The following is a 13,604-nucleotide window of genomic DNA, read 5'->3' as shown; positions in this document are numbered from 1 at the left end:
GCTCCAGACCAGGCTCGAAGACGATGCAGGGATCATTCGAAGGACGCCGCCTCGACGCCCTTGGCCTGGCCGTCGGGGCCGACCACGATCTTTTCAACACGCAATTGAGCCGCCTTCAGCCGCGCCTCGCAGTGGGCCTTCAGCTTGGCGCCCTCTTCATAGAGAGCGATCGATTCCTCCAGCGGCGCCTGGCCGGATTCCAGGCGAGACACGATGGTCTCCAGGCGCTTCAGGGCGTCTTCGAAGCTGAGATCGGCGGGGATGGCGGCGGCGGTATCGGTCATGGCGCGGACCCTAGAGGCGCGCGCGGGGCGCATCAACGCCAGAAGCGGCTATCGCTTCTCGTAGCGACGCTGCGACCAGTATTTGAAGCCCTGGTTCTGGACCAGTTTCCAGCCGTCGGCCTTCAGCGCCCGGCCGACCATGTGGTTGAAATAGCCGTGGGCGAAAACCAGCACGTCCTGCCCGCCTTCGGCGCGCGCAATCAGCTTCTGCGCCGCCTGATCGGCCCGCGCCTCGGCCTGAGCGCGGGTTTCCTGGCCGCCGTGGTGATCAAAGGCGTGCCACCAGAAGCGCGACACCACGCCCCACCATTTGGGCGACAGCTTGATCCATTCCGGAATCGGCGGCGGCGGCAGGGGCGCCTCGATGAACATGACGTCGGCCATGACCTCGCGCCCGGCGGCGACCGCAGCGGCGGTTTCCTGAGCGCGCTGACGGGTCGAGGCGTAAATGGCTCCAGCGCCCTGCGCCGCCGCGACCAGTTCGGGCGGCGGCGTTTGACCGGCCAGCAGGCCGCCGATCTCATACTTCGCCCACCAGTCGCCGTACTGGCGCGCCGAGATCAGGCATTTGCGCGACAGGGCCGGCTCGCCGTGACGCGTCAGTATGATGGCGCCGGGACGGACAGCGACAAGCGCGCCGACAGATGGCGCGGCGTCAGGCGGGGACACGGACGGTTCGGTCGAATCGAGGGACAGAGCGGGGGCTGACATGACAAACGGACGGGCCTTTGGTTTCAAGGCGTTAAGCGTCCTCAGTCCTCCCCGAGCGCAACGACGTGGGCGACCGCAGAGCGGCCTAGTCCTTCAAGGTCGTAACCGCCCTCAAGCGCCGACACAACCTTGCCCGAACAGGTCCGGCGCGCGACCTCCAGAATCGCACGCGTCGCCCAGGCGAAATCCTCGGCCTCCAGCGACTGATGCGCCAGCGGATCGCGCCGGTGGGCGTCGAAACCGGCCGAGATCAGGATCAGGTCCGGCCGGAACGATTCCAGCGCCGGCATCAATCCGCCGGCGAAGGTGGCGCGCCAGTTCTCGCGCGCCGCATGGGGCGCCACCGGGGCGTTGACGATATTGCCGACGCCCGTCTCGGACGCCGCGCCCGTGCCGGGATAGAGCGGCATTTGGTGGATGGAGGCCAGGAACAGGCTGTCGTCGTCTTCGAACGCCGCCTGGGTGCCATTGCCGTGGTGAACGTCGAAATCGACCACCGCCACCCGCGCCATCCCTTCGGCCTGAGCCGCGCGCGCCGCGACGGCGACGGAGGAAAACAGGCAGAATCCCATCGCGCGATCCGGCTCGGCGTGGTGGCCCGGCGGGCGCACGGCGGCGAAGGCGCGATCCATCTCGCCCCGCGCCACGGCTCGCACCGCATCGATCGTCGCCCCCGCCGCCAGCCTCGCCGCAGGCACGCTGCCGGCTGACAGGACGGTGTCGGCATCCAGTTGGACCATGCCTTCGACCGGCGAGGCGTCCAGCAGGCGTGCGACATAGGCCGCGGGATGCACCCGCTCCAGATCCGCAACCTCGGCCTGGGTCGCGGCGCGCCGGTCGCAGGCCAGGCCTGCATCTTCCAGAGCATCCAGAACCGCCTTGAGCCGCTCGGGACTTTCGGGATGGCCCGCGCCCGGCGTGTGGGACAGCATGGAGGGATGTGTGAAGATCGGCAGGGACATTGAAGCGACGATACGCCGGGCTTTTGGACTTGTCGCCCGTGACGCGCACCAAGGCGCGCGCTACAGCCGACGCATGACCGAGATCGTGATCCGCCCTGCCCGCCCGGAAGACGCAGCCGCCCTGGGCGCCCTGGGGCGTCAGACCTTTATCGACACCTTTGTCGAGGGATTCGGCATTCCTTACCCTGAAGCTGATCTGCACGCGTTTCTGGACGCCAGTTTCGATCTGGAACCGACGTTGAAGAAGTTGGCGGAGCCCGACTGCGCCTGGTGGGTGGCTGAGCGCGAAGGCGAACTGCTGGCCTTCGCCAACGCCGGCCCCAATGGTCTGCCCCACCCCGAGGCTCGATCGTCGCACATGGAACTGCGCCGGCTCTATGTGTCAAAGGCGGCGCAAGGTCTGGGGCTGGGAACCCGACTGCTGAAGCTGTCTCTGGACTGGATGCAAACCCACACGGACGGACCGCTTTGGATCGGCGTCTGGAGCGGCAACGACAAGGCCCAGCGCCTCTACGCCGCCTATGGCTTCGAGAAGGCGGGAGAATACGACTATCCCGTCGGCGCCTGGCGCGACCACGAGTTCATCTTGCGGCGCGACTGATCCGGGTTCACATCCCTCTCATGCTCCTGCCCTTCTTCACCGCCCTGCGCGACGCCAAGGTTCCGGTGTCGATGAAGGAATGGCTCCATCTGATGGAGGCCATGGATCGCGACGTGGCGGGGCGGGAGGTCGAGGCCTTTTATCACTTGTCGCGCGCGGCCCTGGTCAAGGACGAGAAACATTATGATCGGTTCGATCAGGTGTTCGGCACGGTGTTCAAGGGCGTCGAGTCGGTCGGGTCGGGCGAAGACCTGAGCACCGACCTTCCCGAGGACTGGCTGCGGCTGCTGAACGAAAAATATTTGACCGCCGAGGAGAAGGCTCAGATCGAGGCCTTGGGCGGGTTCGACAAGCTGATGGAGACGCTGAAGCAGCGCCTGGAAGAGCAGAAGGAGCGTCACTCCGGCGGCTCGAAATGGATCGGCACGGGCGGAACCAGCCCCTTTGGACACGGCGGCTATAATCCCGAAGGCGTTCGAATCGGCGGTCCGGGCAAGCATGGCCGGGCGGTCAAGGTGTGGGAAAAGCGCGAGTTCAAAAACCTGGACGACACGGTCGAACTGGGCACCCGCAACATCAAGGTGGCGCTGCGTCGTCTGCGCCGGTTCGCCCGACAGGGCGCGCCGGACGAACTGGATATCGACGGCACCATCGACGGCACCGCGCGTCAGGGCTGGCTGGACATTCAGATGCGGCCCGAGCGACGCAATACGATCAAGGTGCTGCTGTTCTTTGACATCGGCGGCTCGATGGACGGTCACATCAAGCTGGTTGAAGAGCTGTTCTCGGCGGCCAAGACCGAGTTCAAGAACCTGGAGTTCTTCTACTTCCACAACTGCCTGTACGAAGGCGTCTGGAAGGACAATCGCCGCCGGCACACCGAGCGGATCCCGACGTGGGATCTGCTTCACAAATACCCCGGCGACTGGCGCGCCATCTTCGTCGGCGATGCGACGATGAGCCCCTATGAGATCACCATGCCCGGCGGCTCCGTCGAGCACTGGAACGAGGAAGCCGGCGCCGTCTGGATGAAGCGGGCGCGCCAACAGTGGGAGAAGTCGGTCTGGCTGAATCCGGTTCAGGAGCGGTACTGGGACTATACTGCCTCCGTCGGCCTGTTGCGTGAGGTGATGGAGCAGCGGATGTTCCCGCTGACGCTCGAAGGCCTCGACAAGGCGATGCGCGCCCTGACAAGGTAGAGGACGTTCGGGCGAACCGCCTGAACCTTTACGAAGGGTCCGACCATGATCGCCGCCGCCTTCGCCTTGCTTATCCTCCAACAGACTGCGCCGACCGTCGTGTGGGATGCGCCCGCGCCGGAGGCGGTCGTCGAAACGCCAGCGCCGCCGCCCGAGCACAATGTGCCTGCCTGGGGCCTGGCCGATCCGTTCGGCTTCGAGCGCGCACGGTGCAGTCCGCTGGTGCGCGGCCAGACGTCCATGGCCGAATGCCAGACCGAGGTGCGCGAACAACTCGCCATCGCCATGGGACCGGACCTGCCGGAAGCTCTGCGCCCCAGCGGCATGGCCGGCGACTGCCAGATGATCCGGGCCAGCGCCGGGGGTTCGGACTACGCCGTTCAGTGCGGCCCGCAGTCACGCACGGCGGCCGCGCCCTCGAGCCTGCGCGAAATGGATTGTCGTCCGCGTCCGGTCGGGGGCGGGTTCAGCTCTGAGTGCCGCCCGGTCGATGGCGCCGACAAGAAGGGGCTATCCCTGACCCTGTGGGGCGACAAGGACTGATAGGACAGAAAAGCGCCGCCCGCTTTCGCGGACGGCGCTTTGCATCTTCGCGCATTCTAGGGAAGCTTAGGCCTTGTCGCGCAGGCTGTCTTTGACGCCGCCGACAGTATTTTGGACCTTGCCTTCGACCTGATCGGCCTTGCCTTCGGCCTGCATCTTGGTGTCCCCGGTCACCTTGCCGACGCCTTCTTTAATCTTGCCACCGATGTTCTTGGCGGCGCCTTCGATACGGTCATGGTCAGCCATGGAAATCTCCTAATTTTCATCGCCGCGACGTAACGTTGCGGTTCCGAAAACAAACGACTTCGCCAAGGGCCCGTTCCGTAAGGCTCAGCTTGGACGGCGCAGCCAGACGGCGACAGCCCAGGCGTGGGAATCGTGTCGCAAGCGCGAGATGGCGAAGGTCGGATCCAGCCACACCAGCGTGTGATCGTTCTCGCATTTCGCATCGGGATTTTCGGCCGCCACCGTCGCCGTCCAGAAGCCGCCGACGTTGTTCACCGGCTCGCGCGTGGACCGCACGAAATACTGGCTGGCCTCGGCGATGCGGTTCAGCGGCGTGACCGTCAGGCCGGTTTCCTCGACGAACTCGCGGATCAGGGCCTGAACTTCGGTCTCCTCCATATCCACGCCGCCGCCGGGCAGGTCGAAATAGGGACCGGTCTCGCGCTCGACGCGCACACAGGCGATCAGGCCGTCACGCTCGACAATGCCGAACGCGGTGGCGCGGTGACGATAATCCGAAGCGGGTTTGCGAACGCCGAACTGCAACATGATGAAAGCTGACCCTAGAGGTCGAACGACAACCTGGCGCGCACACCCGCGTGGGCGCCATCGAACTCGACCGCCGACCGCAGACCAGAAGCCATTGCGGAAATGATCTTGGCGCCGAGCCCCGTCCCCTTGGGCGTGCCGTCACCCATGCCGGGGCCGTCGTCCTCCACCGTCAGCATCACGCGATGCTCGCTTTCGCGACGCAGATGGATGCGAATCTCGCCTCCTTGCCCCGGCGCATAGGCGTATTTGACGGCGTTGGTGACCAGCTCGGTGACGATTACGCCGATGGACACGGCCTGATCGGTGGTGACCGACAGAGGCTCGGCGTCGAGCGTCAGTTTGGGTGATCCTTCGTCCGGTCCGATGGACTTTGACAGCTCGTCCATCAGCCCGACCAGATACTCGTCCATGGCGACCGTGCTCATGTCGCCCGACGTATAGAGCCGGCGGTGAACATGGGCGACGGCCTCGATCCGCGCCTGGGACTCGCGTAGCGCGTCCTTGGCCCCCTGATCAGTGACGTGGCGCATCTGCAGCGACATGAAGCTGGACACCAGCTGCAGCGAGTTGCCGACCCGGTGGTTGACCTCGCGCAGCATGGCCTCGGCGCGATCCCGCGCCAGGCGGATTTCTTCCTGCGCCAGTTCGTTTTCGCGCTCCAGCCGGCGACGCAGCAGAGCGTCTTCCAGGGCCGAGCGCAGCAGGGAGGTGAAGTCTTCGGACACGTCCTTGATGACATAATCCGCCGCGCCCGCGCGCAGGGCCGCAACCGCGATCCGCCCATCCTGCGCACCCGTCACATAGACGACCGGGGGCGACGTGGTCAGGGCCAGGATGTCCGGCAGGACGTCCAGCCCGTCTCGCGTCGGCATATAGTGGTCCAGCGCGCAGACGTCGTAGTCATGCTGCTGCAACAGCTCCAGCCCCGCATCGCCGTCCGGCGCGCAGGTGACGGCATAGCCGTGACGCCCCAACTCCTTTTCGACCAGTCGGGACAGACCCCGATCATCGTCGATGTAGAGCAGGCGAATGGGCTGGGACGCGTCGATCGTCAGATCTCCGGCGCCTGGATCACCGACAGGAACAGGCCCAGCTGACGGATGGCGCCGGCGAAGGATTCATAGTCCACCGGCTTGGTGATGTAGACGTTGCAGCCCAGATCGTAGCAGCGCTGGATCTCGACCTTGTCGTCGGTCGTCGTCAGCACCACCACCGGCGCGCGGCGAAGGCGCTCGTTGGCCTTCACCTTCTCCAGAATGTCCGTGCCCGACATATCCGGCAAGTTGAGGTCCAGCAGGATGAGCAGCGGACCATTGGTCAGGATTTCATCGCTGAACAGATAATCGAGCGCCGAACCGCCGTCGTCGAAATGCTTGATCTCGTTGTTGATGTTGGCCCGGCGGATGTTCTTTTCGATCAGTTTGGCGTGGCCGTGGTCGTCTTCGACCATGATGATTTTGACGGGTTGCGTCACAGCGCGCCTCCGGGTTCAGACAGGATCAGTCGTTTGGGGAATTTGAGCAGGAAAGTCGAGCCTTTACCCAGCTCGGACTCCACGTCGATGGTGCCGCCCAGGCGGCGCACGCTGTTTCTGACGAACGCCAGCCCCAAACCTTCGCCGGAACGGTCCTGCTTTCCGGAGCGGCGGAAGAGTTCGAAGATCCGCTCGTGGTCGCGCGGGGCGATGCCCCGGCCGTTGTCCGCGATCCGGTAGACGACCCAGCCGCCCGGCACGTCCTCGCCCGATACGACAATCTCGCCCGGGCGGTCGTGATCCAGATATTTGACGGCGTTGTCGATCAGATTGCCGACGATCTGCTCCATCGAAATGCGATCGCTCTCGATCTCCGGCAGCGACTGCACCTCGATGCGCGCCCCTGAGGCTTCGGTTTGGTGATGGACACTGTTGGCGATGTTCTGAGCCATCGTCGTCATGTCCAGCGGCTCTGGAAGCAGGTTGCGACGCCCCTCACGCGACAGCTTCAGGATGGCGTTGATCAGCCGGTCCATCTTCTCGGTCGAGGCGCGGATGAAGCCGATGGCCTCGGGCATTTCCTCGCGCACGGCGGTGACGATCTCGGGATCGACCACGCGCGTCTTCTCGGCCTCGTATATCGCCTTGTCGACGATCTTGCCCGCCTGCTCCAGTTCGGAGGTGTAGCCCATGACGTTGACCAGCGGCGCACGCAGGTCATGACTGACGATATAGGCGAAGCGCTGAATCTCTTCGTTGGCGCGCATCAGGTCGCCGGTGCGCTCGCGAACCTTGTCCTCCAGGCTGGCGTTGGCGGCGTCGAGCGTCGCGCGAGCCGCCTGAATCTCGGCCACATAACGCCGCACAAGCCAAGCCGACAGCAAGGCCAGAATGATGACCAGAAGCCCCGCTATGGCGTTCATGGCCACCGTCAGAACCCCGGACCGCTCCGAGGCGATGCGTCGATCCTCGATCCGTCTGGATTTCAGTGCGTCGAACGTGTCGATAGCCGCGCGCAGCTCGTCCATATAGCGCTTGCCCTCGCCCGAGCGCACGGACTGGATCGACTGACCAATCCGTCCCTGCTGGGCCAGCAACACGGTGCGCTCCATCTCCGCCCATTTGCGATCGGCTAGGCGATGAATGGGGTCGACGGTCGCCTTCAGGGTCGGGTCAAGCGCCGCCCCCTCATCCAGGAAGGCCAAGGCCGGCGCCATGTCCGCCTGCGCCTTGCGATAGGGTTCGAGGAAGTCGCTGCGCCCGGTCAACAGGAAACCGCGTTGGGCCGTCTCGGCGTTCAGCATGGCGATCAGGGTCGTGCGCGCCGCCCGGCGCATCTGCTGGGCGTGTTCAATGGTCTGATTCACCGACGCCGTGCGCTGGATCATCACGAACGTCGTCGCATTGACCAGGATCAACAGCCCGAACACAAGGACCAGCATCGCCGACATGGACCGGGCCAACGACGGCGTACGCATGAAGTCGCGCAGGCGCGACCATTGGGATCGGGGGTTCGGACTCATGACGGCGGAGCTTTAGCGGGGCGCGTCGTCGCGTCAAACGCCAAACTGCCAAGTCGGCGGGATCAGACCTGGCCCAGGGTCCGCAGCCGGGCCTTGGGATGGATTTCATTTTGGCTCATCACGACGGTCTGGCCGCGGAAACGTTCGATGATCGATCGCACATAGGGCCGCGTCATCGGGCCAGTCAGCAGCACCGGATTCTCGCCCGTCATGGCGATCCGCTCGAAGGTGTCGCGCACGGCGCGGATGAAGTCCTGGAGGCGGGACGGCGCCATGGCCAGCTGCTTGTCCTCGCCATTGCCGATCAAGCTTTCGGCGAAGGCGTTTTCCCATTCCGGCGACAGGGTGACGATGGGCAGGGCCCCTTCGCCGTCCTTGTTCTGCCAGCACAGCTGGCGGCCCAGGCGCGCACGAACGTGTTCGACCAGGGTCGTGACGCTGGAGCTGTGCGGCGCGGCCTCGGCCAGGCCTTCCAGGATCGCCGGCAGGTCGCGGATCGACACCTTCTCGCGCAGGAGAGACTGCAACACCCGCTGCAGCGTCGTGACGGTGACCACGCTGGGCACCAGTTCCTCGACCAGCTTCTTCTCTTCGGCGCCCAGTTCCTTCAGCAGCTTCTGCACCTCTGCGTAGGACAGCAGATCGGCCATATTGTCTTTCAGGATCTCGGTCAGATGGGTCGTCAGGACCGTCGACGGATCGACCAACGTATAGCCCCGGAACGTCGCCTCCTCGCGCAGACCTTCCTCGATCCAGGTCGCCGGCAGGCCGAAGGCGGGTTCGCGCATATGCTCGCCCGGAAGTTCGACCTGGCGACCGGCCGGATCCATCGCCATCAGGTGGCCCAGCCGCACCTCGCCCGCCCCCGTCTCCATCTCCTTGATGCGGATGGCGTAACCCTGGGTCGGCAGGCGCATGTTATCGAGGATGCGCACCTGGGGAATGACGAAGCCGTATTCCTGGGCCAGCGATCGGCGCAGCGCGCGGATTTGGTCGGTCAGGCGGCGCCCTTCAAGATCGTTGATCAGGCTGAGCAGCGAATAGCCGAGTTCGATCTTCACCTCGTCGATGGTGAGCACGTTGGCGATTGGCTCTTCGACGTCTTCCTTGGGTTTTGCGGCCGCAGCCGCCGCCGCGATCTCCGCCTCTGTCGGCTGAGGCTTCAAGCGATTGCGGCCCAGCCGCCAGGCCATGAAGCCCGAGCCGATGGCCAGGGCCGCGAACGGGATCAGCGGCATGCCGGGGATCAGACCGATCAGACCGGCGGCGCCCGACACCACGCCCAGCGACACGGGATTGGTCGCCAGCTGCGTCACCATCGCCTTGTCCGCCGTGCCTTCGACGCCGGCCTTGGACACCAGGAAGCCCGCGGCGATCGAGATGATGATGGCCGGCACCTGAGTCACCAGACCATCGCCGATGGTCAGTTGGACATAGGTGTTGGCGGCCTCCATCGCCGGCATGCCGTGTTGTAGCGTGCCGATCAGTATGCCGCCGATGGCGTTGATGAAGGTGATGATCAGCCCGGCGACGGCGTCGCCACGCACGAACTTGGAGGCGCCGTCCATGGCGCCGAAGAAGGTCGATTCCTGCTCCAGCTCCTTGCGACGCAGCTTGGCCTGGTCCTCGGTGATCAGGCCCGACGACAGATCGGCGTCGATGGCCATCTGCTTGCCCGGCATGGAGTCCAAGGTGAAGCGGGCGGACACTTCGGCAATCCGGGTCGAACCCTTGGTGATGACGACGAAGTTCACCACCAGAATGATCGCAAAGATGATCACCCCGATGATGAAGTTGCCGCCCATCATCAGCTGGCCGAAGGCGTTGATGACCTGACCGGCCGCATCGTGACCTTCCTGGCCGTGGGTCAGGATCAGGCGCGTGGAGGCCAGGTTCAGACCGAGACGGAACAAGGTCGAGACCAGCAACACCGTCGGGAAGATGGCGAAGTCCAGCGGCCGCTTCATCATCACTGCGGTCATCAGGATCAGCACGCTGGACACCAGCGAGAAGGCCAGCAGCAGATCCAGCAGAAACTTGGGCACCGGCAGGATCAGCAGCATGATCACGCCGATCACGCCGACCGCCATCAGCACTTCGCCGCGGTTCAGCCAGCCGATCACGTCGCGTCCCGTAGGGCGCGCCATGCCGTCCTTCATCAGGATCGGCGCATCAGCCACGACCCAAGACCTTCAGTGCGCGACGCGTCGCCTCGGCGATCACGGCCGCATTGGCGTCGTCCGACGTCGCCCCAGTCGCATGGTAATAGGCGGCGACAATCACGGGTTGGCCGTTCGGCGGATACAACAGGCCGATGTCATTGGTCGGCCCATAGCCTCCCGTCCCCGTCTTGTGCGCTACCCGCCAATCCGCAGGCGCCCCAGTCCTAAGACGATTCTGACCCGTGGGCGTATCGGTCATCCATTGCAGCAACAGGGCGCGTGACGCTGCGGTCAGGGGCGAGGCGGGATCCAGAAAAAGACGCTGGAGATTGGCGACCGACTGGTTGGGAAGGATCGTATCCTTGTCGCCGTCCAGACGATTCATCTCCGGCTCGAAACGGTCCGAGCGAGTGCTGTCGTCGCCGATGCCGCGATAGAAGGTCTGCATCGCCGACGGCCCGCCCATGGCCTTCAGCAACAGATTGGCGGCGGGGTTGTCGCTGACCTCCACCGCGCCCTTCAGCAACTGCTCGACCGTCAGGCTGGAGCCGACGGCGGGCTCGGTGACCGGAGCGTGGTTGATCATGTCAGCCGCCGTGATCGGGATGCGGCGATCCAAGCGCTCTTGCCCGGCCTGCACCCGCAAAAGCGTGGCGGCGGCCAGATACATCTTGAAGGTCGAGCAATAGACGAAGCGTTCGTCGCCGCGCCAAACCAGCTTTCGCCCTGTCGCCGCGTCCTGAACGACGAAGCCGAGACGACCGCCATTGCGCGTTTCAAGGTCCGACAGGTCAATGACCTCGTCTGACACAGGGGCGGGCGCCGCAGGGCGTGATTCCGCGCGCGGCGAACAGGCGACCGCGCTCAAGGCGGCCAACCCCGTCAGGACGCGTCGGCGCTCCACGGGTGCGCGCATGGGTTCAGGCCGCGTAGCCCGAGGCGGAAACGCCGCTCATCGGCGCCGGAATGGCCGTGCCCTCGTCGGCGTATTCGTTCAGCTTGTTGCGCAGGGTGCGGATCGAGATGCCCAGGATGTTGGCCGCATGGGTGCGATTGCCCAGGCAGTGGGTCAGGGTGTCCAGGATCAGCGTCTTCTCCATCGCCGCCACAGTCTGACCCACGAAGCTGCGGGTCACGGCGTTGGCCGCCTGGGCGGCGCGGGCGGCCACCCCGGCTTGCGGCGCCTCATAGGCCTGTCCCGCCATCATGCCGGCGCCCATGCCGCCCAGCGGCTGACCGTCCGGCAGGCGGATGGCGTCGACGTCGATCTCGGGGCCGGTGGCCAGCAGCACCGCGCGGTGCATGGCGTTTTCCAGCTCGCGGACGTTGCCCGGCCAGCGGTGGGCCGAAATGGCCTGACGCGCGGCGGCCGAAATCGGACGCACCGGCACGCCGTTGGCGGCGGCGTATTTCTTGATGAAGTGGTCGGCCAGAACCACGATGTCGCCGGGCCGCTCGCGCAAGGACGGCAGGCGCAGGTTCACCACGTTCAGGCGATACAGCAGGTCCTCACGGAAGGTGCCTTCCGCCACGGCCTTGGCCAGATCGCGGTTCGAGGTGGCGATGATGCGGATGTTGACCGAGACCGGCTTGGAGCCGCCGACGCGGTCGATGACGCGCTCCTGGATGGCGCGCAGCAGCTTGGCCTGAAGCCGGGCGTCCATCTCGGAGATTTCGTCCAGCAGAAGCGTACCGCCGTCGGCCTCCTCGAACTTGCCGATGCGGCGCGCGACGGCGCCGGTGAAGGCGCCCTTCTCGTGACCGAACAGTTCGGATTCCAGCAGATTGTCGGGAATGGCGGCGCAGTTGACGCTGATGAAGGGGCGCTCGGACCGGCGCGAATGCTCGTGCAGATACCGCGCCATCACCTCCTTGCCGACGCCGCTTTCGCCGGTGATCAGGATCGAGGCTTCCGAGCGCGCGACCTGATCGGCCAGTTGCAGCACCGCCTTCATCGACGGGTCGGCCGAGATCATCGGCTTTTCGTCGTCGGCGACGGCCGACAGGACGGCGGCGATCAGTTCGGCGTCCGGCGGAAGCGGAATGAACTCCTTGGCGCCGGCCTTGATGGCGGCGGCCGCCTCTCGCGCATCGGCGTCGACGCCGAAGGCCACGACCGGAATGGTGATCCGCTCGGCCTCGTTGGCGGCGATCAGGGCGGCGATGTCCAGTTGATAATCGACCATCAGCAGGTCGGCGCCCTGCCCACGGCGCAGTTGCTCGGTCGCCTGGTCGGCGCGCTCGACGTGATTGACCTTGGCGCCGTGCGCCATGGCCATCTTCACCGCCGAAGCGAGCTGGCCGCTCAGTCTGCCTACCACCAGAAGACGCATCGTTCTTCTCCTCTATCCCTGTTTCGAGCGCGTCGCCGATCAGGCGCCGCTATCCTCGGTCTTGATGATTTCTGTCATGGTCACGCCCAGCCGGTCGTCGACGACGACGACCTCGCCGCGCGCGATCAGGCGGTTGTTGACGAAGATGTCGATCGCCTCGCCGACCTTGCGGTCCAACTCCAGCACCGAGCCCTTGTTCAGTTTCAGCAGTTGGGCCACCGACATGTGCGACTTGCCCAGAACGGCCGAGATGTTGACCGGCACGTCGAAGACGGTGGCCAGGTCGGCGGCGCTCTTTTCGCCGCTGTCGTCCAGGGGCGGCAGGCCCGAAAGGCCGGAGAATTCCTCCAGCGCCAGGTCGTCGGATGCCATCAGAATATGCTCCTGTCGACGGGAAGGGTTTCGGCGTGTCCAGACTCGGCGGCCAAGGCGGCGGTCAGGGCCTCAGCGACGCGGTCGGCCGAGCCTTGCGGATCGTGATCAGCGCGCCCATCGGCCCATTCCAACTGGAAGGCGGCCTGGGCCATGCCCGGTTCATCGCGGAAGGCGACCACGCCGGTAAAGCCGCTGTCGGCGCAGGCGCGCTCGATCAGGCCGCGCGCCTCGTCATCCAGTCCCGAGGCGCGAACCACCAGACGCGGCGAGGCGTCGATTTCCTGCGCCAACAGTTCCAAAGCAGCTTTCAGCGGCGCATGCGGAAACCGGTCCAGAGCGGCCCCGGCGATGGCGCGCGCAGCAGCCAAGGCCAAGTCAGCGGCCTGTTCGCGGTGCGCCTGGGCCACAGCCTTCAGGGTCGGCATGGCCGAGGCCACAGCCTGGGCGATGTTGCTCAGGGCCATGGCGCGGATGTTTTCGACCTCGCTGAGCGCCTGTTCGCGCGCTTCCAGACGCCCTTGCGCGACCAGGGCATCGACCTCGGTCGGCAGATAGGAGCGCTTGGCCGGCGTCCAGGCGCCGGGGCGCACGACCGTGCCGTCCGCGTCGAACTCAGTGTCGAAGGCGAAGAGGCGCCGGATTTCAGGGGACTGGGTCATG

The 13,604-nt window shown here is 65.5% G+C and carries 16 protein-coding genes; 3 read left to right on the top strand and 13 right to left on the bottom strand.

Going from position 1 to position 13,604, the window contains the following annotated elements; all coding sequences use genetic code 11:
- Positions 1-32: 32 nt before the first annotated feature.
- From KAK88_RS05265 to KAK88_RS05255, 3 genes are read right to left on the bottom strand one after another with little or no spacing between them, the layout of a single operon-like run.
- Positions 33-284: an exodeoxyribonuclease VII small subunit gene (locus tag KAK88_RS05265; protein WP_017504472.1), complete on the bottom strand. Its 252-nt coding sequence runs from the start codon at positions 282-284 to the stop codon at positions 33-35.
- Between the two features lie 48 nt (positions 285-332).
- Positions 333-995, bottom strand: a complete 663-nt coding sequence (locus tag KAK88_RS05260) for a histidine phosphatase family protein (protein WP_017504473.1) — start codon at positions 993-995, stop codon at positions 333-335.
- 41 nt (positions 996-1,036) lie between these two features.
- Positions 1,037-1,957: a histone deacetylase family protein gene (locus tag KAK88_RS05255; RefSeq protein ID WP_242078165.1), complete on the bottom strand. Its 921-nt coding sequence runs from the start codon at positions 1,955-1,957 to the stop codon at positions 1,037-1,039.
- A gap of 73 nt (positions 1,958-2,030) precedes the next feature.
- On the opposite strand from KAK88_RS05255, the gene KAK88_RS05250 reads away from it, so the two are divergent.
- From KAK88_RS05250 to KAK88_RS05240, 3 genes are read left to right on the top strand one after another with little or no spacing between them, the layout of a single operon-like run.
- Positions 2,031-2,558 (top strand): GNAT family N-acetyltransferase, encoded by a 528-nt coding sequence (locus KAK88_RS05250; RefSeq protein ID WP_242078164.1) that lies wholly within the window; start codon positions 2,031-2,033, stop codon positions 2,556-2,558.
- 20 nt (positions 2,559-2,578) lie between these two features.
- Positions 2,579-3,757, top strand: coding sequence for a vWA domain-containing protein (locus KAK88_RS05245; RefSeq protein WP_242078163.1), 1,179 nt, complete (start codon positions 2,579-2,581; stop codon positions 3,755-3,757).
- 45 nt (positions 3,758-3,802) lie between these two features.
- Complete coding sequence (locus tag KAK88_RS05240; RefSeq protein WP_242078162.1) at positions 3,803-4,300, top strand: hypothetical protein; 498 nt, start codon at positions 3,803-3,805, stop codon at positions 4,298-4,300.
- Positions 4,301-4,366: 66 nt separating this feature from the next.
- On the opposite strand, the gene KAK88_RS05235 is transcribed toward KAK88_RS05240, so the two are convergent.
- The 10 genes from KAK88_RS05235 to KAK88_RS05190 form a co-directional block, all read right to left on the bottom strand.
- Positions 4,367-4,546 (bottom strand): CsbD family protein, encoded by a 180-nt coding sequence (locus tag KAK88_RS05235; RefSeq protein WP_055803844.1) that lies wholly within the window; start codon positions 4,544-4,546, stop codon positions 4,367-4,369.
- 84 nt (positions 4,547-4,630) lie between these two features.
- Positions 4,631-5,074 carry an NUDIX domain-containing protein gene (locus tag KAK88_RS05230; RefSeq protein WP_242078161.1) on the bottom strand — a complete coding sequence of 148 codons (444 nt, stop codon included), beginning with the start codon at positions 5,072-5,074 and terminating at the stop codon, positions 4,631-4,633.
- 14 nt (positions 5,075-5,088) lie between these two features.
- The gene (locus tag KAK88_RS05225; protein WP_242078160.1) at positions 5,089-6,051 is read right to left on the bottom strand and encodes a histidine kinase dimerization/phosphoacceptor domain -containing protein; all 963 of its coding nucleotides are present in this window, start codon (positions 6,049-6,051) and stop codon (positions 5,089-5,091) included.
- Positions 6,052-6,128: 77 nt separating this feature from the next.
- Positions 6,129-6,551 (bottom strand): response regulator, encoded by a 423-nt coding sequence (locus KAK88_RS05220; RefSeq protein WP_231576585.1) that lies wholly within the window; start codon positions 6,549-6,551, stop codon positions 6,129-6,131.
- Positions 6,548-8,074, bottom strand: a complete 1,527-nt coding sequence (locus KAK88_RS05215; protein WP_242078159.1) for a sensor histidine kinase — start codon at positions 8,072-8,074, stop codon at positions 6,548-6,550. The genes KAK88_RS05220 and KAK88_RS05215 overlap by 4 nt, the downstream gene beginning before the upstream one ends.
- 62 nt (positions 8,075-8,136) lie before the next feature.
- Positions 8,137-10,233, bottom strand: a complete 2,097-nt coding sequence (flhA, locus tag KAK88_RS05210; RefSeq protein ID WP_153922626.1) for a flagellar biosynthesis protein FlhA — start codon at positions 10,231-10,233, stop codon at positions 8,137-8,139.
- Positions 10,234-10,246: 13 nt separating this feature from the next.
- Positions 10,247-11,152, bottom strand: coding sequence for a class A beta-lactamase (bla, locus tag KAK88_RS05205; RefSeq protein WP_242078158.1), 906 nt, complete (start codon positions 11,150-11,152; stop codon positions 10,247-10,249).
- 4 nt (positions 11,153-11,156) lie between these two features.
- Positions 11,157-12,569, bottom strand: coding sequence for a sigma-54-dependent transcriptional regulator FlbD (locus tag KAK88_RS05200; protein WP_242078157.1), 1,413 nt, complete (start codon positions 12,567-12,569; stop codon positions 11,157-11,159).
- Between the two features lie 39 nt (positions 12,570-12,608).
- Positions 12,609-12,941 carry a flagellar motor switch protein FliN gene (fliN, locus tag KAK88_RS05195; RefSeq protein WP_039246916.1) on the bottom strand — a complete coding sequence of 111 codons (333 nt, stop codon included), beginning with the start codon at positions 12,939-12,941 and terminating at the stop codon, positions 12,609-12,611.
- Positions 12,941-13,603 (bottom strand): flagellar assembly protein FlbE, encoded by a 663-nt coding sequence (locus KAK88_RS05190; RefSeq protein WP_242078156.1) that lies wholly within the window; start codon positions 13,601-13,603, stop codon positions 12,941-12,943. The genes fliN and KAK88_RS05190 overlap by 1 nt, the downstream gene beginning before the upstream one ends.
- Position 13,604: the final 1 nt, after the last annotated feature.

Source organism: Brevundimonas diminuta (assembly GCF_022654015.1).
Lineage (GTDB): Bacteria > Pseudomonadota > Alphaproteobacteria > Caulobacterales > Caulobacteraceae > Brevundimonas > Brevundimonas diminuta_C.
The sequence above is the reverse complement of the archived record's forward strand: the minus strand, read 5'-3'. Positions and strand labels throughout refer to the sequence as shown.